Annotated in this window: 17 protein-coding genes; 8 read left to right on the top strand and 9 right to left on the bottom strand. The window is 61.3% G+C overall.

The features are described from left to right. Positions 1-251 precede the first annotated feature (251 nt). The 6 genes from ABD833_RS09935 to ABD833_RS09910 form a co-directional block, all read right to left on the bottom strand. Positions 252-1,364, bottom strand: coding sequence for a tetratricopeptide repeat protein (locus tag ABD833_RS09935; RefSeq protein WP_345072685.1), 1,113 nt, complete (start codon positions 1,362-1,364; stop codon positions 252-254). Between the two features lie 159 nt (positions 1,365-1,523). Further along, positions 1,524-2,369 carry a tetratricopeptide repeat protein gene (locus ABD833_RS09930; protein WP_345072684.1) on the bottom strand — a complete coding sequence of 282 codons (846 nt, stop codon included), beginning with the start codon at positions 2,367-2,369 and terminating at the stop codon, positions 1,524-1,526. A gap of 194 nt (positions 2,370-2,563) precedes the next feature. Continuing rightward, positions 2,564-5,296, bottom strand: a complete 2,733-nt coding sequence (locus tag ABD833_RS09925; protein WP_345072758.1) for a DNA gyrase/topoisomerase IV subunit A — start codon at positions 5,294-5,296, stop codon at positions 2,564-2,566. Positions 5,297-5,590: 294 nt separating this feature from the next. Next, entirely contained in the window at positions 5,591-6,181 is a 591-nt protein-coding gene (locus tag ABD833_RS09920; protein WP_345072683.1) for a hypothetical protein, read from the bottom strand. 12 nt (positions 6,182-6,193) lie between these two features. Then, positions 6,194-6,652 carry a hypothetical protein gene (locus ABD833_RS09915; RefSeq protein WP_345072682.1) on the bottom strand — a complete coding sequence of 153 codons (459 nt, stop codon included), beginning with the start codon at positions 6,650-6,652 and terminating at the stop codon, positions 6,194-6,196. 47 nt (positions 6,653-6,699) lie between these two features. Beyond that, positions 6,700-8,616 carry a DNA topoisomerase IV subunit B gene (locus ABD833_RS09910; protein WP_345072681.1) on the bottom strand — a complete coding sequence of 639 codons (1,917 nt, stop codon included), beginning with the start codon at positions 8,614-8,616 and terminating at the stop codon, positions 6,700-6,702. A gap of 235 nt (positions 8,617-8,851) precedes the next feature. Here ABD833_RS09910 and ABD833_RS09905 point away from each other — a divergent pair, with 235 nt between their 5' ends. From ABD833_RS09905 to ABD833_RS09885, 5 genes are all read left to right on the top strand, one after another. Beyond that, positions 8,852-10,033 carry an AI-2E family transporter gene (locus tag ABD833_RS09905; RefSeq protein ID WP_345072680.1) on the top strand — a complete coding sequence of 394 codons (1,182 nt, stop codon included), beginning with the start codon at positions 8,852-8,854 and terminating at the stop codon, positions 10,031-10,033. An 801-nt stretch (positions 10,034-10,834) separates the two neighbouring features. Continuing rightward, positions 10,835-11,308: a PA2169 family four-helix-bundle protein gene (locus tag ABD833_RS09900; RefSeq protein WP_345072678.1), complete on the top strand. Its 474-nt coding sequence runs from the start codon at positions 10,835-10,837 to the stop codon at positions 11,306-11,308. A gap of 171 nt (positions 11,309-11,479) precedes the next feature. After that, a complete protein-coding gene (locus ABD833_RS09895; protein ID WP_345072677.1) occupies positions 11,480-11,956 on the top strand; it encodes a ferritin-like domain-containing protein in 477 nt (158 codons plus the stop codon). A 285-nt stretch (positions 11,957-12,241) separates the two neighbouring features. Then, positions 12,242-13,720 carry an exonuclease domain-containing protein gene (locus ABD833_RS09890; RefSeq protein WP_345072676.1) on the top strand — a complete coding sequence of 493 codons (1,479 nt, stop codon included), beginning with the start codon at positions 12,242-12,244 and terminating at the stop codon, positions 13,718-13,720. Between the two features lie 230 nt (positions 13,721-13,950). After that, positions 13,951-14,376: a hypothetical protein gene (locus ABD833_RS09885; protein WP_345072675.1), complete on the top strand. Its 426-nt coding sequence runs from the start codon at positions 13,951-13,953 to the stop codon at positions 14,374-14,376. 5 nt (positions 14,377-14,381) lie between these two features. Here the strand turns inward: ABD833_RS09885 and ABD833_RS09880 are convergent, their stop codons facing one another. Together ABD833_RS09880 and ABD833_RS09875 are read right to left on the bottom strand one after the other, a co-directional pair. Next, the gene (locus ABD833_RS09880) at positions 14,382-14,825 is read right to left on the bottom strand and encodes a hypothetical protein (protein ID WP_345072674.1); all 444 of its coding nucleotides are present in this window, start codon (positions 14,823-14,825) and stop codon (positions 14,382-14,384) included. Between the two features lie 75 nt (positions 14,826-14,900). Next, positions 14,901-16,445: a hypothetical protein gene (locus tag ABD833_RS09875; RefSeq protein WP_345072672.1), complete on the bottom strand. Its 1,545-nt coding sequence runs from the start codon at positions 16,443-16,445 to the stop codon at positions 14,901-14,903. 298 nt (positions 16,446-16,743) lie between these two features. On the opposite strand from ABD833_RS09875, the gene ABD833_RS09870 reads away from it, so the two are divergent. Beyond that, the gene (locus ABD833_RS09870; RefSeq protein WP_345072671.1) at positions 16,744-18,333 is read left to right on the top strand and encodes a hypothetical protein; all 1,590 of its coding nucleotides are present in this window, start codon (positions 16,744-16,746) and stop codon (positions 18,331-18,333) included. A gap of 250 nt (positions 18,334-18,583) precedes the next feature. On the opposite strand, the gene ABD833_RS09865 is transcribed toward ABD833_RS09870, so the two are convergent. Continuing rightward, entirely contained in the window at positions 18,584-19,696 is a 1,113-nt protein-coding gene (locus tag ABD833_RS09865; protein WP_345072669.1) for a DNA topoisomerase IB, read from the bottom strand. Positions 19,697-19,921: 225 nt separating this feature from the next. On the opposite strand from ABD833_RS09865, the gene ABD833_RS09860 reads away from it, so the two are divergent. Next, positions 19,922-20,740, top strand: coding sequence for a M48 family metalloprotease (locus ABD833_RS09860; RefSeq protein WP_345072668.1), 819 nt, complete (start codon positions 19,922-19,924; stop codon positions 20,738-20,740). 149 nt (positions 20,741-20,889) lie between these two features. Further along, positions 20,890-22,023 (top strand): App1 family protein phosphatidate phosphatase, encoded by a 1,134-nt coding sequence (locus ABD833_RS09855; protein ID WP_345072666.1) that lies wholly within the window; start codon positions 20,890-20,892, stop codon positions 22,021-22,023. The last annotated feature ends 220 nt before the right edge of the window (positions 22,024-22,243 follow it).

The raw sequence follows: 22,243 nt of genomic DNA, 5'->3' as shown, positions 1-22,243 counted from the left end.
GTAAAGAATGGGGTAATGCCGGGCGGATAAAATGGCCGCCCTGAGGACGGCGCGGCTCCTCTGGTCCGTCCCGCTTCGGCGGAACCCCAGCCTGTCGGTCTGGCTTGAGTTATCCTCGTGGCGAAGGGGAAGACAAAAACGGCGTAGGGTGCGGGGCTTGCCCCCGCCCGTCGTTGAACGAATCACCAGGAGCTCGTTCAACGACGGGCGGGGGCAAGCCCCGCACCCTACTTCGCTACGAGGATAAAAGCCTATAACGACGGCCGGGACGCCGAAATGGGTTCCACGGGAGCAGTAGCAGCCCGCCGGATGGTGTCGGTAAAAACACCCCGGGCGCGGTTTCCGATTTTCCAGGCTTTGTAGGTCCAGCGCTTGTTGCCGGGCTGCTCCGTTACGAGCACCCGGTACTGGGCGGCAGCGGCGGGGTAACGACCAAGGGCCTCATAACTCTCGGCCAGCATCTGCCGGGCATTAGGCAGCCGGGGGGCACGGCGCAGGGCCCGTTGCAAATGGGGCAGCGCGGCGGCATAATGGCGCAGCTTGTACTCACTCAGCGCCAGGCGGTAGTCGGCACGGTACAGGGTGGTGTCGAGTTGGGCGGCCCGGCGGTAGTAGCGCAGGGCACTGTCGGGCTGGTTCTGGAGCTCGAACTGGCGGCCATGGTCGTACCAGAGCGGGCCGTAGCCGGGGGCCAGCTTCAGACCGCGGGCCGCGTAGGTGGCCGCGTTGGCGGGCAGGCGGTAGGCGTTGGAGAGAAAGGCCAGCTGATGCAGGGTTTCGGGCTGACGCGGGTCGCGGGCCAGGCTGGCCCGCAGGTAGTCCAGCGCCTGCCCGGTATCAGCCACGGAGAGGTAAGCAAGGCCCTTATAGAACAGGGCCGCGGCATGATCCGGCTCCTGCAGTAAAGTGCGGTCGAGGTGGTCGAGGGCCGCTTCGTAATTATGCGCGGCGAGGTTGGTTTCGCCCACCAGCAGGTTCAGGTCGGGCGAGGAAAAGCCTTGTTTGGAGGCCTCCCGGGCCGCGGCCAGCGTAGCCTGCAGCCGGCCCTGACTGCGCAGGGCCCGGGCCTTGGTGAAGTAATACTCCCCGGGGGCATCGTCTAACTCAATGGCCTGATTGATGTCCTGCAGCGCGGCGCCCGTTTGGCCGGCATCGAGGCGAAAAACCGCCCGGCGGGCATACAAGGCCGCGTTACCGGGTTGACGACGGATGGCCCCATCAAGTTCGCGGGCCTGAATCCGGGGTCCGCTCTGCACCGTCTGCAGGTTTACCATCCGCGCAGTCTGCTCAGCCGGCGTACGGTCGCAGCCCGTGAAGAAGGCAGCGGAGAGGGGCAGCAGCAGAAGGGAGGATGGAAGCTTCACGAAAGCAGGGACTGGAAGAGGGCGTAAAGATACGCGACGGAAGCAGGTAGACGGCGGGCGGCCGGCAGCACCAGTTATTTACCGGAAAGAAGGCTGGCGCAGACCAGTAAAACACCTGCTGAGCGTATCGCGGGAGAGCGGCCGGGTTACCTTCATCCGCTAGGTGGCCTTGATCTTACGGTGCAGCTGCCGGAGCATTTGCCGGTTGAGCTGCATGAGCAGGCTTCGGCAGCGGCGGCTCATTTCCAATTCCTCGCTCGTTACGGGCGTCAGCTGGACCGCCTCCTGCAACACGGCAACAGCCTGGCTGCGCTGGCCCTGGTTGAGCCGCACCCGGGCCAGGTCGTAGCAGAACTGGATGCGCTTGGGGTCCAACTCGTGGGCGGTGGCCAGGGCAACCAGCGCGCGCCGGGTGCTGGCCCCGTTGGGCATACCACCCAGCACCAATTTACTGAACGCCCGCTCCAGAGGGTTGTAATGGTCGACGCGGTAGTGCCAGCGGCCCAGCAGCTGCCAGGCATCGGCCCACTTCGGGGCTTTTTCAGTGGCTTTGAATACGTACTCCCGCATTTCCCTGTAGGCGATGAGCCGGCCGCGGGCACTGAGCAGCGTGGCCTGGTTCGCCAACACCAGGGCCTCGGCATAGTTGCCCTCCGCTCCTTCCGGCTTCACCACCAACGCCCGCGTAGAGTACAGCCGGGCGGCGGCGAAGTAGGCGGCTTTGCGGGTTTCGTCGGTGTAGCGGGCCCCGATCCGGACGCTCAGCACCGCCGCATTCCAGAGCGCCTCGTAATGGCCGGGTACCTGGCCCAGGATCTGCTCGTACTTAGCCAGCGCTTCCGAATCCTTGTACTGCTTCTGAAGCGCCTCAGCCTCGGCCAGCAGCTTGCCGATGTCGAAGACCGTAACGTAGCAGCCGGCAACGACGGCTGCGTTGCCGGCCTGGACCGCTACGGGCAGTATGCTGAGCAGCAAGCAGGGCCCCAGCTTCCAGATTGGACGCAACGCAAAGGGAAAGATTGACGGCAAAGTTAGCGCTTGGATAGATTGGGCCGCGGCCGTAAAAATACTGGTGGCATTTCCCGCCCAGGAACACATAGCTTCCGCCGAGGTGCGCAGCGTGCTGAGGCCCCGAAAACCACGTCTTCGCCCGCAACAACACTAAAAGAGCCCTGGTGAATCCCCCAGGGCTCTTTAATTTAGAATAATCCCAGCTGGGCCTTTGGTCGGCGCAGCACCGCCTGGGCCCGTTCCACATCCTCGCTGGTTACTTCCACCGGGCCGGTCAGCTCGGGCAGCGGGCCGGTTTCTTCCGCCGCGGCGGCCGCCGGGCGCGGAATGGTAGCGGGGCCTTTCCTGCGGGCTACCTCGCGCCGCTGGGGCTCGGGACCTTCGTCGGTGAGCAGGTTCACGGCGTGAATGCGGAAGTAGTTGAGCTTGTTGCCCATGGCCTTCCAGCCTTTCACGTCGATGAACTCGGCCAGCAGCAGCTTCTCGGTTTCCTTATCGGCCTTCTTGTCGCGCTGGAGCTTTACTTCCACCTGCGGCTCGGCGTTGGCCGTCACGACCAGCATTTTGGAGCCTTTGGTTTCGGAGATGAACGTGAAGCGCTTGCCGATGGTGGTGGTTTCGATGTGGAAGCGCTTGACGAAGTGGGTCTTGTTTTCGCCTTCCATATACACCGTCGAAACTACTGCCTCCGCGTCATTTTTGCGCAGCAGCACGATGTTGGGCACGTCGAAATGGATGGCCGGATCGGGCGCGAGCAGCTCGTAGCTGCCGTCCTTATACACCACCAGCACCGTGTTGTCGGTATCGAAGGTGCCCAGGTAGCGGCCGTGGCCGGCGGTGTTGAGGCGGCCCACCACGGCATCGAAGAACACTTCCCGGCCGCCCAGGGTGGAGTCGCCGAGGCTTTTCTGGGTGATTTTCTTGATCGGCTGCTTGGTCACGATATTGCCCATCGAGCCCTTGCCCTTGATGGCCAGCTCGGCAAAGTCGAAGTCGAACTGCTTCACCCGGGCCGGGGCCTTGTCGGTGAGCTGCACGCTCACCAGCTCCGACTCCGAGTTAGGATTAGCCGTCAGGTAGAGCACTTTGGAGCTCTTGCCGCCCTTGGTCAGGTCATATACTTTGTCGCGGGTGATGCCCGTGACGAGGAAGCGCTTGGCGTAGGCCACGCCCGAGGGGCCGTCCTGGTACATCATGTTGTACACCAGCCGGTCGTCGTTCTTGTTGTAGACGCCCACGTGCAGGATATCCTTGCCCACGAAGGTCTTTTCCGAAATGCGCACTACCGTAAAGGAGCCGTCGCGGCGGATGGCGATGATGTCGTCGAGGTCGGAGCAGTCGCAGATGAACTCGTCCTTTTTGAGGCCGTAGCCCGCGAAGCCATCCTGGCGGTTCACGTAAAGCTTCTGATTGGCCACGGCCACCTTCTGGGCCGTTACCACGTCGAAGGTGCGGAGCTGGGTTTTGCGCTCCCGGTTCACGCCGTACTTTTTCAGCAGATTCTCGAAGTAGTGAATGGCGTAGCGGGTGAGGTTGGCCAGGTGGTCGGCGACCTCGGCCAGCTCGGCTTCGAGCTTCTGAATGTACTCGTCGGCCTTGAAGCCGTCGAACTTGCTGATGCGCTTGATGCGGATTTCGGTCAGCCGCGTGAGGTCGTCCTCGGTGATGGCGCGGCGCAGCACGATGCGCTGGTCGTCGGCCTTCGCCTTTTGCCCATCAACGCGCACGAACTTGCCCAGCCCCTTCTCGATGGTTTCGAGAATGTCGGCCCAGGTTTCGCACTCCTCGATTTTGCGGTAGATGCGGTTTTCGATGAAAATCTTTTCCAGCGAGGCCGAGTGCCACTTTTCGTGCAGCTCATCCTGGCGGATTTCCAGCTCCCGCTCCAGCAGGCGCACCGTTTTGCCGGTGCTCAGCTTCAGCATATCCTCCACGCCCACGAAGCGCGGCTTATCCTCGATGATGACGCAGGTGTTCGGCGAAATCGAGATTTCGCAGTCCGTGAAGGCGTACAGCGCGTCCATCGTGAGGTCGGGACTCACGCCCGTGGGCAGGTGAACCTGGATTTCCACGGTGGCGGCCGTATTGTCGACCACCTTTTTAATCTTGATTTTATTGGCTTCCGAGGCTTTCACGATGCTTTCCATCAGCGCCGTGGTGGTGGTGCCGTAGGGAATGTCGCGGATGACGAGCATGGTCTTGTCGGCCTTCTCGATGGTGGCCCGCAGGCGGATTTTGGCCCCGCGCTGCCCGCTGTTGTAGTTGGTGACGTCGCAGAGGCCGCCGGTGCTGAAGTCGGGAAACAGCTGGATTTCCCGGCCCCGAAGCACGTCGATACTGGCCTTGCACAGCTCGCGGAAGTTGTGGGGCATGATCTTCGTGCTCAGGCCCACGGCAATGCCCTCTACGCCCTGGGCCAGCAGCAGCGGAAACTTGACGGGCAGCGTGGTCGGCTCGCGCTTGCGGCCGTCGTAGCTCATCTGCCAGGCGGTGATGTCGGGGTTGAATACCACATCGAGGGCAAACTTGCTCAGCCGCGCTTCGATGTAGCGCGGGGCGGCCGCGCCGTCGCCGGTGCGGATGTCGCCCCAGTTGCCCTGGGTTTCGATGAGCAGATCCTTCTGCCCCAGGTTCACCATTGCGTCGCCGATGCTGGCGTCGCCGTGGGGGTGGTACTGCATGGTCTGACCGATGACGTTGGCCACCTTGTTGAAGCGGCCGTCGTCCATCTCCTTCATGGCGTGCAGAATACGGCGCTGCACGGGTTTCAGGCCGTCTTCGATGGCGGGCACGGCCCGCTCCAGAATCACGTAGGAGGCGTAGTCCAGAAACCAGTTCTGGTACATGCCGGCCACGGTGGCCACGTCGTGAATGGTTTCGCCGGGGGCAAACTTGGGCTCCTCCTCGGTTTCCTCGGTCACGGGCGTGGCTTCCGTCACGGCCTCCACGTCGTCCGATGATTCGGAAAGCAACAGCTTGGAGGCGTCCGGGGCGGCGTACTCCTCGCTTTCCGGGGCTTCGGGCCGGGCAGCCGCAGCTTCGGGCTCAGCCGAAGCGGACCCGAACTCAATGGAGTCGCCGGCGCCAAACAGGTTGGGTTGCTCTTCCGGGCTCAGGTCGTGGGGGTTCTTCTCTTCTGACACAGTGGGGTGTGGCGGGCGCCACGGTTAAAGTTCTTGTACCTCTCTCCGGCAACCTATCGGAGGACTGTTTTATTAAAACCTTAATCTGCCAACAACCGCTTCGAAGCTGCTCAGATAATCGCACTGCTTTGAGCGCAACTCCAGTAGCAGCTCAGGTTTTTTAAAATCCGCCTCATTCCGGGAAACGAAGATATTTTCGGCAACCTCGTTGTCCGGTATGCCGGCATAAACGGAAGCAAAAACCAGCGCGTCCTGTGGCGTAAGGGAATGGCGTAGCTGCGCTTGCTGAGCGCCCTCCACTACTTCCGTGGTGAGGGGAAGTAGCCGGGCAATGCGGGCTAACTTTGCCGTCACGGCAAACAGGTTAGCGGTCTGAACTTCCGTGCGGGCAAGCAGCAAATCCCGCAGCAAAGTACCCAGACTTTCCATATCCGCAGTTACGACACCTACCTCCCGCAGGTGCAGCTTGATTTCCTGGCGCACAAATCGCTCTACCTCGGCTCGCTCTGTGCGGCGGCTGCCAAGCGTTTGAAAAACTTCCGGCAAACTATACACCGGCAAAAAAAGGTGAATTTGACCTGTTTCTGCCGCAAGTAACAGTTTTTCGCACGCCGAGTGTTCCTGCTGCACAAAGGCCAGCTCCAGCACGAAGTTGGACTCCACAAACACATTCATCTAAGCAGCCTCCTGTTGAATGTCACCATGAAAAATAGTGGCGTGCAGCCCGGAGGTTACCAACCATTGCTGCGCTGGATCGGCCAGCAACTCGTCCGCCGTTTTAAACTGACTGAACATCAGCCAGGAGTAGACGGCCGAGACGAGCTGCTGCTCATCCAATTGTCGCAAAGGGAAGCGGGTGGTATCCAGTTGCCGCTGTAGTACGGCGGTGGAATCCGCGCCCACTATTTGGGTTCCCAGCTCAGGGTCGCCGGGCGCAAACAGCAGCATGCGCTCCGGTGTCACTAACAGAAAATAACAGTCAAAATAGCCGTGCTGCCTACGAATTTCAGCCGGCCACTCTATATGCTGCTCATCTACCGGCTTGGATGGACGCACCTTCACATCTACCAGAAGCTTAGGTTTTCTATCCGGAGAATACACTACGATATCGGAGCGAAAAGGCGGGTTATTCATGGCTGGCGGATTTCGTTGAGGCTTTTTGCTAACTGACTGAAATTGCTCTACGCAAACGCCATATCTTCCTCGGCCACCTCACTCACCGGCAGCACGTCGGAAATCACCAGGTCCTTCTCCTGGCGCAGGTTGTCGATGATGAATTCCTGGCGGGCGGGCGTGTTCTTGCCCATGTAGTAGGTGAGCACCTGCTGGATGCTGCGGTCGGACTGCAGAATCACGGGCTCGAGCTTGATGTTGTCGCCGATGAACTTGCCGAACTCGTCGGGGCTGATTTCCCCCAGACCCTTGAAGCGGGTGATTTCGGGGTTGCGGCCCAGCTGGCGCATGGCGGCCTGCTTTTCCGCCTCGTTGTAGCAGTAGATGGTGGTTTTCTTGTTGCGGACCCGAAACAGGGGCGTTTCCAGGATGAAGACGTGGTTGTTACGGACCAAGTCGGGGAAGAACTGCAGGAAGAAGGTGAGCAGCAGCAACCGGATGTGCATCCCGTCCACGTCGGCGTCGGTGGCAATAACCACGCGGTTGTAGCGCAGCCCCTCAATGCCTTCCTCAATGTTGAGGGCGTGCTGGAGCAGGTTTAGCTCCTCGTTCTCGTACACGATTTTCTTCTTCAGCCCGAAGCAGTTCAGCGGCTTGCCGCGCAAACTGAACACGGCCTCCGTCTCCACATTGCGGCTTTTGGTGATGGAGCCCGACGCGGAGTCGCCCTCGGTGATGAAGAGTGTGGTCAGGGCTTCGGCGTCCTGCTTACCTTCGCCGAGGTGGAAGCGGCAGTCACGCAGCTTACGGTTGTGGAGGTTGGCTTTCTTGGCGCGCTGGTTGGCCAGCTTCTTCACCCCCGCCATATCCTTCCGCTCCCGCTCACTCTGCTCGATGCGCTTTTTGAGCGCCTCGGCCACCGCCGGGTTCTTGTGCAGGTAGTTGTCGAGGTGCTCCTTCACGAAGTCGAGCACGAAGCCGCGCACCGTAGGGCCGTCCTCGCCCATGTTGAGGGAGCCGAGCTTGGTTTTGGTCTGGCTCTCGAATACGGGCTCCTGTACCCGCACCGAAATGGCGGCAATGATGGAGCCGCGGATGTCGGTGGCGTCGTATTCCTTCTTATAAAACTCGCGCACGGTTTTCACCACCGCCTCGCGGAAGGCTGCCAGGTGGGTGCCGCCCTGGGTGGTGTACTGCCCGTTGACGAACGAGTAGTACTCCTCGCCGTAGTCGTTGCCGTGGGTCAGGGCCAGCTCCACGTCGGGGGCCTTGAGGTGGATGATGGGGTAGCGCAGGCTCTCGGCGTCGGCCTTGCGGGAAAGCAGGTCGAGCAGGCCGTTTTCGGAGTAGTACTTCTGGCCGTTGAAGTTGATGGTCAGCCCCGCGTTGAGGTAGACGTAGTTCCAGATCTGGTTTTCGAGGTACTCCGGGATGAAGCGGTAGTTCTTGAAAATCGTGTCGTCGGGCTGAAACACCATCAGCGTACCGTTGCGCTGGGAGCTTTTGGTGGGCTGGGGGTCCTGCACCAGCTGGCCCTGGCTGAACTCGGCCGACTTCATCACACCCTCGCGCACGCTCTGCACCAGGAAGTAGTTGCTGAGCGCATTCACGGCCTTGGTGCCCACGCCGTTCAGGCCCACCGATTTCTGGAACACCTTGGAGTCGTACTTGCCGCCGGTGTTGATCTTGCTGACCACGTCGACCACCTTGCCCAGCGGAATGCCGCGGCCGTAGTCGCGCACCTGCACCCGCTGGTCCGATATCTTGATGTCGATGGTGCGGCCGTAGCCCATCACGTGCTCGTCGATGGAGTTGTCGATAACCTCCTTCACCAGCACGTAGATGCCGTCGTCGTAGGCCGAGCCGTCGCCGAGCTTGCCGATGTACATGCCCGGCCGCAGGCGGATGTGCTCCCGCCAGTCGAGCGAGCGAATGGAGTCTTCGGTGTAGGCGTGGGGAGCGGCGGGCAGTTCTGGTTCGGACATGGAAAGCGGAAGCTAAATTTGAGGTAAAATAACGCAGAATTTCGGCTATTTCCCGTACTCGTTCGTAAGGCGGGGCACGGGTACAGCCCCGGAAACAGCCCGGCACCCAACTCGCCGCTTTGGCGAATCTGATTAGCACAACCCGGGTGCAAAAAGCCTGGATCCGCGCACCAAGCCAAATATACCGGGTTTCTCCCGCTTTTCCGTTCTCCTGATTTCCTAATTTTTTTAGCTCATGCTCCCCAGACCAAACTCTCTCAATGGTCCGCATCACCCCACCCCGCCTACTGAGGCCAGGCTGCCGCCGGTGATCCACTACACTTTCCTGCTCATTGGCCTGTCCTTGCTGGTATTCGTGCTCAACAAGCTCGACGACGTGCTGCTGCCGCTGCTGTTCTCAGTGCTGTTCGCGCTGCTGCTGCTGCCGGTGTGCCGCTGGTTTGAGAAGCGGGGCCTGGGCCGGGTGTGGGCCATTATTCTGTGTCTGCTGCTGCTGACAGCCCTGTTTGCGGGCATCGTCTACGGCTTTGGCTCCCAGCTGGGCCAGTTCCGCAACGAACTACCCAAGCTCCAGGATAAGCTACTCCAGTTTTTCCACGACGGTCAGGAGTGGGCCGCCCGCCGCTTCGGCATCGAGCCCATGAGTGAAAAAGAGCTGAAAGACTCGACGCTGAGCTCCCTGAAAAAATCGGGCGGCGGCTACCTGGGCACCACCCTGAACATGACGTCGGCCGTCATCAGCAACCTGATTCAGGTGCCCATCTACATCTTCTGTCTGCTGCTCTACCGCGACCATCTGCGGCAGTTCATGTTCCGCTTCGTGGCCCCCGACAAGCGCACCACTGTGCTGCACACCGTGGACAACATTCAGACCGTGGTGCAGGCCTACATTTCGGGCCTGCTGAAGGTGATTATGATTGTGGCCGTGCTCAATGGCATCGGGCTGCTGGCGCTGGGCGTGAAGTTCGCGGTGTTCTTTGCCATCTTCGCCTCGGTGCTGGCCGTGATTCCCTACATCGGCATCATGATCGGGGCCCTGGTACCGGCCATTATTACGCTGGTCGAAACCGGCTCCCCGCTGCGGGCGGCGGCCGTGGTGGGCGTATTTATGGTGGTGCAGTTTCTGGAAGGCAATTTCATCACGCCCATGATTACCGGCTCGCAGGTGAGCATCAACCCCATGGCCGCCATTCTGGCCCTGGTGCTGGGGGCCGAGCTGTGGGGTACGCCGGGCATGATTCTGAGCATTCCGCTGGTAGCGGTGCTCAAGGTGGTACTCGACGCCAGCAAAGCCACCGAGCCCTGGGGCTTCCTGCTCGGCGATACGGCCGAGGGCGAAGACTCCACCAAGATGCCCGAAACCCGCCACCCCGGCTTCGTCCGACGACTATGGCTGCGCGCCCTGGGCAAAGCCTGACGCCGGCAATGCGCTACTGGATATGCTTCCGCAACCCACATTCTACTTGATCGGCCGGGCAGGTACTGGTACCGGCAGCGACGTGGGACGGCTGGACCGACGGAACCTTCGGTTGAATGCGGCGGTGTCCTTGATAGTGTAAGAGCCGTTGGACGCCGTGGTTTTACTTCCGTGCTTGGCAGTTGGCTTACCCGACCGTTTTGCCGGTTGAGATTTGCCCTCAGGTGCTGGCGCTGTTTGGGCGGGAGCCGGCAGAGAAAGGCCTAACAGCACGACGAAAACAAGGAAAAAGGGATAATTTTTCATGGCAACAAGCTGAATAGCAAAGGCTGGATGTGTTGGAGCGGTTTAGAAAGTCAAGCAGTCTGTCATCCTGAGCAGAGCGCAGGACCTTATCCCGGCTGAACGGTACCCGCTCGATGAACTACCCGGCGTGGTAAGGTCCTGCGCTGCGCTCAGGATGACAAACGCTTAGAAAAACCGACTTCCTAAACAGCTTTCCTGACAGTACCCAAAGGCTCATCTGAGGTTGCACCAATAGTAATTTACGACCAACCTTATTGGTTACCTCGGCGGTAAAGCAGGAGTTCATTCGCCTGAGCCACTGTCAAAAGCCTGACCTTTTAGAAAGTCCCGTCGGATTCGTCCGGCGGGACTTTTTGCCAAGGCCGAGTAGCACATAAGCCCTAATTTTTTAACCTTTTAAAGCTAACCCCGCGCCGCGCCAGCCAGTATAAGGGGCAGGCTGCTGCGGCAGCCGAATCTGGTTTATTCCTTCATTCCCACTTAATTCTTCTTTCCATGGCTGCCATCACCGATAACACCGCCCGCGTTTTCAATGACCTGGTCGAAATCAACAAAACGGCCGTCAAAGGCTATCAGGAAGCGGCCGAAGGCGTCAGCAACCCCCAGCTGAAATCCGAGCTGAGTCATTTCAGCCAGCAGCGCGCCCAGTTTGCCTCCGAGCTGGAGCGGCACGCTCAGCAGATGGGGGTAAACACCCGTAACGAAGGCACCGTCGAAGGAGCCGCGATGGATGCCGCCGCCACCGTGCACCGGGGCTGGATCAACATCAAGTCGGCCATCACGGGCCAGGATGACAACGCCATTCTGGGCGAGTGCGAAACCGGCGACGCGGTCGCCCTGCAGACCTACGAAACGGCTTTGAAGGCCGAAGGACTGCCGGCCGAAGCCCAGGCGCTGGTGCAGAAGCAGCACGCCGAAATTCTGGCGGCTAAAAACAAAATGACGGCCATGAAAGGCCAGACGCACTAACCCTACCTTAGATTCCCTGGTAAAAGGCGTCCTGCTTCTGGCAGGACGCCTTTTTTGTTGTTCCCAGCCCGTTGCAACAGCAAAGCCGTCGCAACCCCGGCGAGCATTCGTAGTCCCAAAGCGATTGGCTACCTTCCGCTCCTGTTCTCTCCCTCCTAGCTGCTCCTCCCCATGGCGCTCATTACCGGCGAAACCGCCCGCATCTACAACGACCTCGTCGTCATCAACAAGGCGGCCGTGAAAGGCTACCAGGAAGCCGCGGAGGCCGTGGACCACCCCGATCTGAAGGTGGAGCTGACGCGCTACAGCCAGCAGCGCGCCCGGTTTGCCGCCGAACTGGAAGAGCAGGCCATCCGGTTCGGCGTGGAGCCGCCCAGCCAGGAAAGCACCGTGGAAGGCGCCCTGACCGATGCCGCCGCCGCCATGCACCGGGGCTGGATCAGCCTTAAGTCGACGCTCGTTGACCGAGATGACAAAACCATCCTGCACGAGTGCGAAAACGGCGACGTGGCCGCTCTGCTCAGCTATGATCTGGCGTTGCAGTCGGAGGAGCTGGCGGCCGGGGCCTGCGAGCTGCTGCGGCGGCAGCAGGGCGAAATTCAACTGATCAAAAACAAGTTCACCGCCCGCCGCACCCAGCCGCTGTGAGGAAAACAGCTTGTCATTGCGAGCGAAGCAAAGCAATCCGTCCCGGACAATAAGCTAAACTTTGTTTCAGCAGAAAGCCCTTACGTTTGCGAACGTAAGGGCTTTCTGGACCAACAGGGTTCCTTACTTTTCACAGGACGGATTGCTTCGGCTGACGCCTCGCAATGACAAATCATCAGCACATCAAAAAATCGGCAGATCAGCACATCAACCTCACAACCTTCCAGGGGTGTATCTTTGTTACCCATTCTATCAGCCAGTTCCTGACCCGTTTTAGCTCCGCTTTTGTACGCCATCATCGACCTTGAAACTACCGGCGGGCAGCCCACCCAGGACCGCATCACGGAAGTCGCCATTTTTATCCACGACGGCGAGAAAGTCGTGGACCAGTTCGACACGCTGCTCAATCCCGGCCGGCCCATCCCGACCTTTATCAGCCAGCTCACGGGCATCACCAACGACATGGTGCGCGACGCGCCCAAGTTCCACGAAGTGGCCCGCAAAATCGTGGAGATGACCGAGGGCTGCGTGTTCGTGGCCCACAACGTGCGCTTCGACTATTCGTTTCTGAAGAAGGAATTCGCCGACCTGGGCTTCAACTACTCGCGCAAAACGCTGTGTACGGTGCGCCTGAGCCGCTCGCTGATGCCGGGCCAGCCCAGCTACAGCCTGGGCAAGCTCTGCCAGAACATCGGTATTCCGCTGGAGGGCCGACACCGCGCCGCCGGCGACGCCGCCGCCACGGCCATCCTGTTTGACCGGCTGCTGAAAATAACCCAGCAGGACGAGGTGCTGAAAGATTCCGCCATCAGCACGGCCGAGACGCTGGCGGCCGTGGATGCCGTGGCCCCGGCGGGCCGCCAGCCCGCCAGGCAGCCCAGCCCCCGGCGAGTGACGGCGGTGCAGGAAGCCATCAAAACCGCCCTGCTCCCGCCTAACATCACGCCCGAAAAAGTAGCCTCCCTGCCCCAGGAAGCCGGCGTGTATTACTTCCACAACGAAGCCGGCGAGGTCATCTACGTAGGCAAGAGCATCAACATCTACAAGCGGATTCAGCAGCACTTCGCCGTCGACTACAAGTCGCGCAAGAGCCTGGAGTTCAAGAACAGCATCTCCGACATCACCTGGGAGCTGACGGGCTCGGAGCTGGTGGCGCTGCTTTACGAGTCGCACGAGATTAAGCGCCTGAAGCCGCTCTACAACCGGGCCCAGCGCCGGTCGGTGTTTCCGGCGGGCATCTTCCTGCGCACCGACGAGAACGGCTACAAGCATCTCTACTACGGCAAGGCCGACGACCACGCCGAGTCGCACCCGCTCATCGCGCTGGGCAACCAGTTCAAGGCCAAGGGCTTTCTGTTCCACAAGGTTTCCAAGTTCAACCTCTGCCAGAAGCTCTGCGACCTGTACAAAACCCCGGGCTCCTGCTTCGACTACCAGGTGCACCGCTGCAAGGGGGCCTGCCTGGGCCTGGAGCCGCCGCAGGAGTACAACCTGCGGGTGGAGGAAGCGGTAGAAAGCTTCACTTACGAACACGGCTCCTTCGTCATCGTGGGCCAGGGCCGGCGGGCCGATGAGAAAACGGTGGTGGTGGTCGAAAACGGCCGCTACCTGGGCTTTGGCTACGTGGACGAAACCTTCGCGGCCCGCAAGCTTCGGGACTTCACCGACGTCATCACCCGCTACCACGACAATAAGGACGTGCAGCAGATCATCCGCGGCTACCTGCGCACCAAGCACAAGGACAAGGTGAAGGTCTTCCAGTAGGTTCCTTACCTGCTGCGTTTGGTATTGCCCCGGTCAGCATTTCCTGGCCGGGGCTTTTTTGCCGTTGGTTGCCGCTGCTGCTGCCCGGGGTATATTGGGGCGGCTCAAATAAAATTCCGGGCGACGGCAAACTACACCAAAAGCTCCCGGGGATGTTGTATACTGGGGTCTGCTCTTCCTGACCTGTTGCTTTCGGCTTTTCTTCTGCTGCTCTTCCCCCGCCACTGGTTATGGCCTACCTTCTTTATCCGACCAATGCGTCGCTGTATTTTCACAACGAGCTGGCCAGTGTGCTGGAAAATGCTGATGGGTATGCCCACATCGACTGGAACCCCGTCCCGGTGCACAGCCCGGCCCTGCGGGCAGTGGCAGAACAGGTGCTGCGGCTGCTGAGCACGGCGGGCTTTACCAAGATACTTTCCGACCATCAGCTGCTCTCCCCCCTGCTCCTTCCCGACCAGCGGTGGCTCACGGAAGAATGGGTGCCCCGGGCCGTAGTGGAAGTGGGGCTCCGGCACTGCGCCATCGTGAAAGATTATGACCTGATTGCTCACTCGAATGCGGCGCAAATCGTGCAGCACCTGAGTGCATATCCCGTGACGCTACGTTTTTTCGAAGAACAGTCGCTGGCTACCCACTGGCTGCACGGCGTCTGAATTGGTTATTCCAGCGAGTCGGCAGCGGTGGTGCGGGGCTCGTTGGCCCGCCGGCTCCGCAGCCATTCCTCCGCCGAAGCTACGTCGTCGAAGAGTTGCAACTGCAGGTCTTTTCCGAAATACTGCTGGCCCAGCGTAGCCTCACCCAGCTGTGGCGGCGACATAACGTGGGCAATATAGCGCAGGCCCAATTGCGCGGCCCGGGGGCCCCACACCAGTCGTAACCACTCCACCGAATCGAACCACGGCCCCTGTACCTGGCTGTTGTCGTTGAGCAGATACGGACAGCGCAGGGTCTGCATTGCGGCCAAAAAACCGGCCGCGCCGCGGTACGCTTCCTGTGGGTCGACGTAACCCCGCCAGATGGCGTGGATCCAGCTATTGGCTTCATCAAAAACCAGCTCACAGCTGCTGCCGTCGTGCGGGTCGGTCTGTTTGGAAAGTTGCATGGGCTTCGGGCCCGGCCGGGTTGGTTCGGCGGGACGGGCCTAGATACTCATTCACCGGCAACTTTTGCGGCGGGCCTAAAAAAGCCGGTGCCGCAGCAGCCAGCCCGCGGCGTCGAATTCGGTGGCGGCAGGCACGTAGGCCCGGGTTTTGACGGGCTTCGTAATCTTCACCGTGTTGCCGTCGCCACTGTCGTACACCATCACGCTGGTGGGCTGATTGGCCGGAGTGGTCAGCGGCTTCTGCTCCACGATATCCTGGCCGGCGCCGTCATAAATCCCGATTTCAAACCGGTGGTCGGGCAGGCCGCGCAGCTCGAACACGTCGTTGCCGCCGAGGCCGAAGAGCTTGATGGACCGCGTTTGGGTAGGGCTGAAGGTGCGCTGGTTGAGCAGACTGTCGGGGCGGCCGGCGTGGATGCTCAGCACCTGCACCCGCACCTGCCCGTCGCCTACCGGCTCCAGAATAAACCGCTCGGGCTGGTCGGTGCCGGGGATTTCGATTTCGCGGGCCAGCAGCGCGTAGAATTCGGCGGCTACGGCCGGCAGCTGGTCGCGGCGGCCCCGCAGCTTGCGGTCGAATTCGGCCCCGGCCAAATCGTATACGGCCTTGGGCCACACCGTCAGCGACGCTTTGATTTCCTGGTCCGATAAGCTGGTCCGCATGGAGTCGGCAATCTGCCGGAAGTCGGCCGCCGTCAGGTAAACCAGCAGCGACTTGTCCAGGGGACGGGCGGCGCGGTTCAGGCCCTCCACGTCGCGGAGCCGGATTTCCTCGTGGAAGCTCTGGTAGTTCGATTTCACCCAGCCAATGATGTGAGTCAGCAGGCCGTCGTCGAACTTAAAGAAGGCGTGGTCCCGGTCGCGGGGAATGGGGCGGTAAATGGTCGAGCCGCCGGTACCAGGAAAACCGGCCCACCGCCACTGGTCCTCGCGCCGGCTCCAGTCGCCGAGCCACATATCAAACAGGCGGGCCCGCAGGTACTGGCGGGCATCCACGCGGTACCGGGGGTTGAAGGCCAGGTTGGTGAAGACTTTGCGGGAGCTTTCCACCCGGGCCGAGCGGCCGAAGCTGCGCACGGCGCTCTGGTTGCCCTCGGGCCGTTCCTCGAACAGGTACAAGGCATTGGCAAACTCCTGGCGGAAGGCTCCCAGAGCCGGGTCATCGGTGACGTAAACCAGCCGGGGGTTGGTATGAAACACCCCCGCCGCCGCCGCCAGCCGCGGCACGATATACGCCCCGTACGGGTTGATGACGCTGGTCTGGTCCTTCATCAGCCGGCCGATGGGGCCATCGCGCAGGTTTTCGGGCAGGGCCTTGGTGGCATCCTTATCCACGGAGCGCAGCACGTACTCGACTCCGTTGCGGTCGACGAGGCGCAGGTTTTTGGTCTGGAAGCTGCCCCCGGCTTCAGTGGGCGTAAGGCCGCCGGGCACGGCGGTGCGCAGATTGAACACTGCCGCCGGCACCGGCACGGCCCAGAGCTTGCGGTAGTGCTTGCCCCAGAAAAACTGGTGCACGGCCCCACGCATATACTGGGGGCCCGCGGCCACCTGCACCGTCGAATCGGGGCCAATGACCGGAAACGGGCCGACCGGCGCGGCGGGGGCGGAGCATGACATCAGCAGCAAACCGCCGGCAAGCAAACCAACGCCGCAGGGCAGACGCGGAAAAAAGGAAGGATAAGGCACGTAAGCGGGAATAGGCGACCAGGAAGGAGCCGGGCCGGAAGAAGAATCAAGGGCTGGCCCCGGGTCCTCCCCAGCCGTCTGCCGGACGGGCAGGACGAGCGGCGGCTCAACAGGTTCCTTATAGCGCAAACCGACGGCCAGCGGTTGTACTTCCCGTTCGGTTAGCCCGGCCGCCCACTTTTCCGGGCCGGCTGCGTTGAAGGACTCAAGACGCGTTTTTCCGCCCCCAATGACTTTTCGCTTACCTCTGCTTCTGCTCCTGCTGCTGGGTCCTGGCTGCGCCCGGCAGCATTTTTTTCAGCCCGATGCCCGCCTGCCGGCCGCCGCGGGCACTGTGCCGGCCGACAGTGCCCGCGTCACGGTAGGGCGGCATTACCAGCGCGGGGCCGTGCATAACCTTTTTCTGGGCCGCCACTACCGTCCCGTGTGGGCCGCGCCGGTGGTATTGCCGGTACTGGACCTGACGAAGGCAGTACCCGGCGGCCTGCGGCCGGGCAAAATGGGCGGGGGCTTCCAGAGTACCAGCATGACGGTCACGGAAGCCAACGGCCGGGACTATGCTCTGCGCACCCTCGACAAAGACCCCTACAAAACCCTGCCCAGGGTGATGCAGAAAACCTTTCTGCTGAACCTGGTGCGCGATGCCACCAGCGCGGCCAATCCGTTCGGGGCGTTCGTGGTGCCGCCGCTGGCCGAAGCGGCCGGGGTGCTGCACACAACTCCGCGCCTGTTTTATGTGCGGGCCGGGGAAACCGGCCTGGGCACCTCCTCAGCCTTGTTTCAGAGGAAAGTGGTGATGCTGGAAGAGAAATTCGATGGCAAAGCCAACCTCACTCCCGCTTTTGGCCCGGCCCAGGACCTGAAGGGCAGTGACCAGATGCTGCGGGCCCGCTACCGACAGCCCACCCACCAGATCGACCAGCTGGCCTTTGCCCGCGCCCGCCTGCTCGATATCTGGCTCGGCGACTGGGACCGGCACGAGGGGCAGTGGCAGTGGGCGGTGTATGAGCAACCAGACCGGACGCTTTACCGCCCCGTTCCCAAAGACCGCGACCAGGTGTTCTACCGCTTCGACGACGGCCTGATTCCGTGGGTGCTCACCCGCCGCTGGGGGGCCCGTAAGTTCCGCACCTTCAAGCCGCATTACGACGACATCGGAGGCCTGGTGCAGAATGCCCGTTTCATTGATGAGCGCGCCTTGTCCGAAGTTAGTGGCGCGCAGTTTCAGCAGCTGGCCCTCGATCTGCAACAACGGTTGACTGACGACGTAATCAGCCGGGCTTTGCGCCTGCTGCCGCCCAGCGTGTATGCCCTGGAAGGCGCCCGCCTCGAAGCAGCCCTGAAGAGTCGTCGCGCGGCGCTGCCGGCGGCCGCTCAAACCTATTACCGCCTGCTGGCCCGGCACGTCACCATCGCGGGCACCGATCAGGCCGAACGCTTCGTGGTGCAGCGTCTTTCCGATTCGACTACCCTCGTGAGCGTTTACCCCGTCACCGACGATGACGAAAAGCCGCGGGCCGGGGCCCTTCTCTACCGCCGCCTGTTTCGGACCGCCGAAACCCAGCGCCTGACCCTGCACGGCCTCGATGGGCAGGATGTGTTCGAGGTGAGCGGTGAAGTGGCCCAAGGCATCCGGGTGGATATTTTCGGGGGCCCCGATACCGACAAGCTTACCGACACCTCCCGGGTGCGCCGCGGCGGCAAGAAAACGGTATACTACGACACCAACAGCGGCAACACCATCAACGGCGGCCCCGAAGTGCGCGACCAAACCGAAAAAGGCGTGCTGATGCACGCCTACGACCGGGAAGGCTATTAAGCAATTAACAATGAACCTGTTTAGGGTTTCGGTTTTTTCGTCGTTTGTCATCCTTCATCTGGCGTACGCTTGCGAAGGACCTTCTCACGACTGCTCATTTTGGCCTAATTCCAAGTGGTACGGACGTGATAAGGTCCTTCGCTCCGCTCAGGATGACAGCTTTTTTGAAACCCTAAACAGCCTCCATGAGCAATTAACGCTCAACGATTCCTATTCGGGTCGTTGAGCGTTAATTGCTCATTGTTAATTGTCAATCAATATCTGCCAGCATATCCAGCACCATGTGTTCGGTGGGGGTCAGCACGTCGTTTTCGGTGGGGTCGGCGTCGTGCTTACGCAGGTAGTCGATGAGCTTATTGGAATTGAAGAGCTCGACGACCTGGGGGTGAATATAGTATTTGGCGCACACCGTGGGGGTGTTGCCCAGGCCCGCGGCCACGTCCTTCACGGCTTTCTTCAGCACTTTGTCCTTGGGTAGGTCCGGCTCCTGCTGCAGCACGGCCTCGAGGCATTCCACCATTTTCACGGTGCCGCCCCAAGTGCGGAAGTCCTTGGCCGACAGGCTCAGGCCGGTTACTTCCTGCAGGTAGCCGTTCACGTCGCCGGATTCCAGCTCGGCCCGCTGGCCATCGGCAGTGTAGTACTGAAACAGGTGCTGGCCGGGAATCTCCTTGCATTTCTGCACCATGCGGGCCAGCTTCCGGTCGTGCAGGGTCACGTTGTGCGGCACGCCTTTCTTGCCCACGAAGCTGAAGTGAACCCCGCTGCCTTCTACCTGCACGTGCCGGTCGCGCAGGGTGGTGAGGCCGTAGCTCTTGTTCTTTTTGGCGTACTCCTTGTTGCCGACCCGGATAAAGGACTGATCCATGAGCGTAAGCACCAGAGCCACTACTTTCGGCTTGTCCAGCTGGGGGCGCTTCAGGTCCTGCTGAATCTGCTGACGCAGCGCCGGCAGCTTTTCGCCGAACGCCCGCAGGCGGCTGAACTTGGTCAGGCTGCGGGTCTGGTCCCAGGTAGCGTGGTAGATGTACTGCTTACGGCCCTTGACGTCGCGGCCGGTTACCTGCAGGTGGGCGTTGGCGGCAGGGGAAATCCAGATGTCGGTCCAGGCCGGCGGAATCACGAAGCCGCTGATGCGGGCCAGGGTTTTCTCGTCGGTGATGGCGTCGCCCTGGGCCGTGTGGAAGGTGAAGCTGCCCTCGGGGCCCGCCTGGCGGGTCAGGCCGGGCTTGGTGTCGGTCACGTAGCGCAGGCCGGCCAGCGCGGCCTGGCGGGCGGGGTCCTTGTAGAGCGCGTGGGCTTCTTCCAAGGGCGGCAGCTTCTTCTTGCGCACTTTCAGGCGGGGCTGGGCAGTGGTGGGCATCAGGGCGGAATGAAGCGCGGCGGCCGAAGTTGGCCGAGCGGGTCATTCTGTACGCAATTGGCCCCCAAAAGGAGAAAACGTCCTGTCCGCTTCCGCCGGCAATTTCCCCCGCGCAGAAACAGTTCTTCCCCGGCCGCCGTATCGGGGCCGGAGACTTTTGGCACCGTTTTTTCATGGCCGCTTTCACCCCACCCTTTGCTTACTCCCCATTTTTCCTCTCCACCTATGCGTCAGCTACTCTCTAAATCCCTGCTTTTCCTTTCCCTGGCCGCGGCCGGCACCGGCCTTTCCTCCTGCTCCAAAGAAGGCGGCGGCGACGGCGTAGTCCTGTTCTCGGTGCAGGATGATATTGACCTGGGTGCCCGCGTGGCGGCCCAGACCGACTCTACCTACCGCGCCAGCGGCCAGCTGCTCGACCCCAAGGACCCGCGCAACGCGGCGGCCTACGCGGCCCTGAGCACCGTGGTCAACAAAGTCCTCAACTCCGGCAAGCTCGACCACCGCAACGATTTCGTCTGGGACGTTAAAATCATCAGGGACGATAAAACCCTGAATGCCTTTGCTTCGCCCGGCGGCCATATCTACGTGTTTTCGGGCCTGATTAAGTTTCTCGACCACGAAGACGAGCTGGCCGGCGTGCTGGCCCACGAAATTGCCCACGCCGACCGCCGCCACACCTCCCGGCAGCTCCAGCAACAGTATGGCATCGGTATTCTGCTGAGCGTACTGCTGGGCGAAAACCCCAACCAGCTGGCCCAGATTGCCGCCGGCCTGGGGCAGCTGAAGTTCAGCCGCGACTTTGAGACGGAAGCCGACTCTTACTCCGTTATCTACCTCAGCGGCACCGACTACGCCTGCGACGGCACGGCCGGTTTCTTTATCAAGTCGCAGGCCATGGGTGAGGCCAGCCAGCCCGTATTCCTGAGCACCCACCCCAACCCCGGCAACCGGGTGCAGGCCATTCAGGCTAAAGCCGCGGAGCTGAACTGCCAGAACAAGTCGGATAACGACACCAACCTCAACAAGCTCAAGTCGCTGTTGTAAGCGGCACGCTTTCCCGCAAAGAGGCCCGCTACTTTCGTAGCGGGCCTCTTTATTTACCACTGAAAGTCAGCGGCTTGTTTTGCCGGGGTAACATTGCGGCCGCCGGGGCGCGTATGCGGAGCTTCCGGCCTGTTTTTCTTACGCTTCCTATGGCTTCTTTCCTCAACAGGCTCGGCGACTGGGCCGAGCGCACCGACGACCTGATCCTGCGTGCCCGGCACCGGCTGGGGCTGCTCAAGCCCGTGCAGATCGTCCCGTACCGCAGCTATGGCACGCCCACCCGGCTCTACGTGAAAGGCCGGGTGCTCACCGACAAGGGCATCGGCGACCCCAGCGGCACCGAGTCGGGCCTGCGAAACCTGGTGGATATGTACCGGCGCTTCGAGAGCAACGAAATTGCCGGGGCCCAGCTCATCGTGCGCCCTGCCGACGGCTCCGAGCACCCGGTGATAACCGACGACGAGGGCTACTTCACCCTCAATCTGGAGCCGACTTCGCTGCCCGCGCCCATCAACTTTATGTGGTATCCGGTGGATATCCTGCTCCAGACAGTACCGGCACCCTTCCCCACGCCGCCCGGTCTGACGGCCATGGCCCCCGTACTCATTCCGCCTGCCGATGCCGAGTACGGTATCATCAGCGACCTGGACGACACCGTAATTCAGACTTCGGTTACCGACCTGCTGCTGATGGCCCGCACGGTACTGCTGCGCAATGCCCGCTCCCGGCTGCCGTTCAAGGGGGTGGCCGAGTTCTACCGCGCCCTGCAGCTGGGCCGCAACGGCAAGCGCAACAACCCGTTTTTCTACGTCAGCTCGTCGCCCTGGAATCTGTACGATTTGCTCGAAGACTTTCTGGCCCTGAACGAGATTCCGCCCGGGCCGCTGCTGCTGCGCGATTTCGGCATCGGCAGCCGCAAGGCCGAATCCACCTCCAGCCACCACGACCACAAGCTGCGCGAAATCGACAACCTGCTGCTCACCTATCCGCTGCTGCCCTTCGTGCTTATCGGCGACAGCGGGCAGGAAGACGCCAACATTTACCGCGAAGTGGTGCGCCGCCACCCCGGCCGCATCCTGGCCATCTACATTCGCGACGTGCTGCACCCCGGACGGGCGGCCATGGTCGAAAAGGTAACGGAAGAGCTGCGCCACGATAAAGTGGAGATGCTGCTGGTGCAGGATACGGTGCAGGCCGCCGAGCACGCGGCCAAAAACGGGCTGATCTTCACCACCGCCATTCCCGCCGTGGAAGCCGAAAAGCAGAAAGACGAAATCAATTAACAAGTATCAAGGAGCAATTTAGGACTTACGCAAAACCCTCCTGGTGCCATTTCACGCAGTGTTTCGCAGTGTTAAACCGCAGTGTTTCGCAGTGCGAGGACGTTAAACACTGCGAAACACTGCGGTTTAACACTGCGAAACACTGCGTGAAAGCATTTTGCGTAAGTCCTACAATTATCAATGAAGTTGTACGGGACACTCCAGGTGGTCATACCGTATC

The organism is Hymenobacter fastidiosus, assembly GCF_039539565.1.
In the GTDB taxonomy this organism is placed as follows: Bacteria; Bacteroidota; Bacteroidia; order Cytophagales; family Hymenobacteraceae; genus Hymenobacter; species Hymenobacter fastidiosus.
This window is presented reverse-complemented; position numbering and strand designations above follow the sequence as displayed.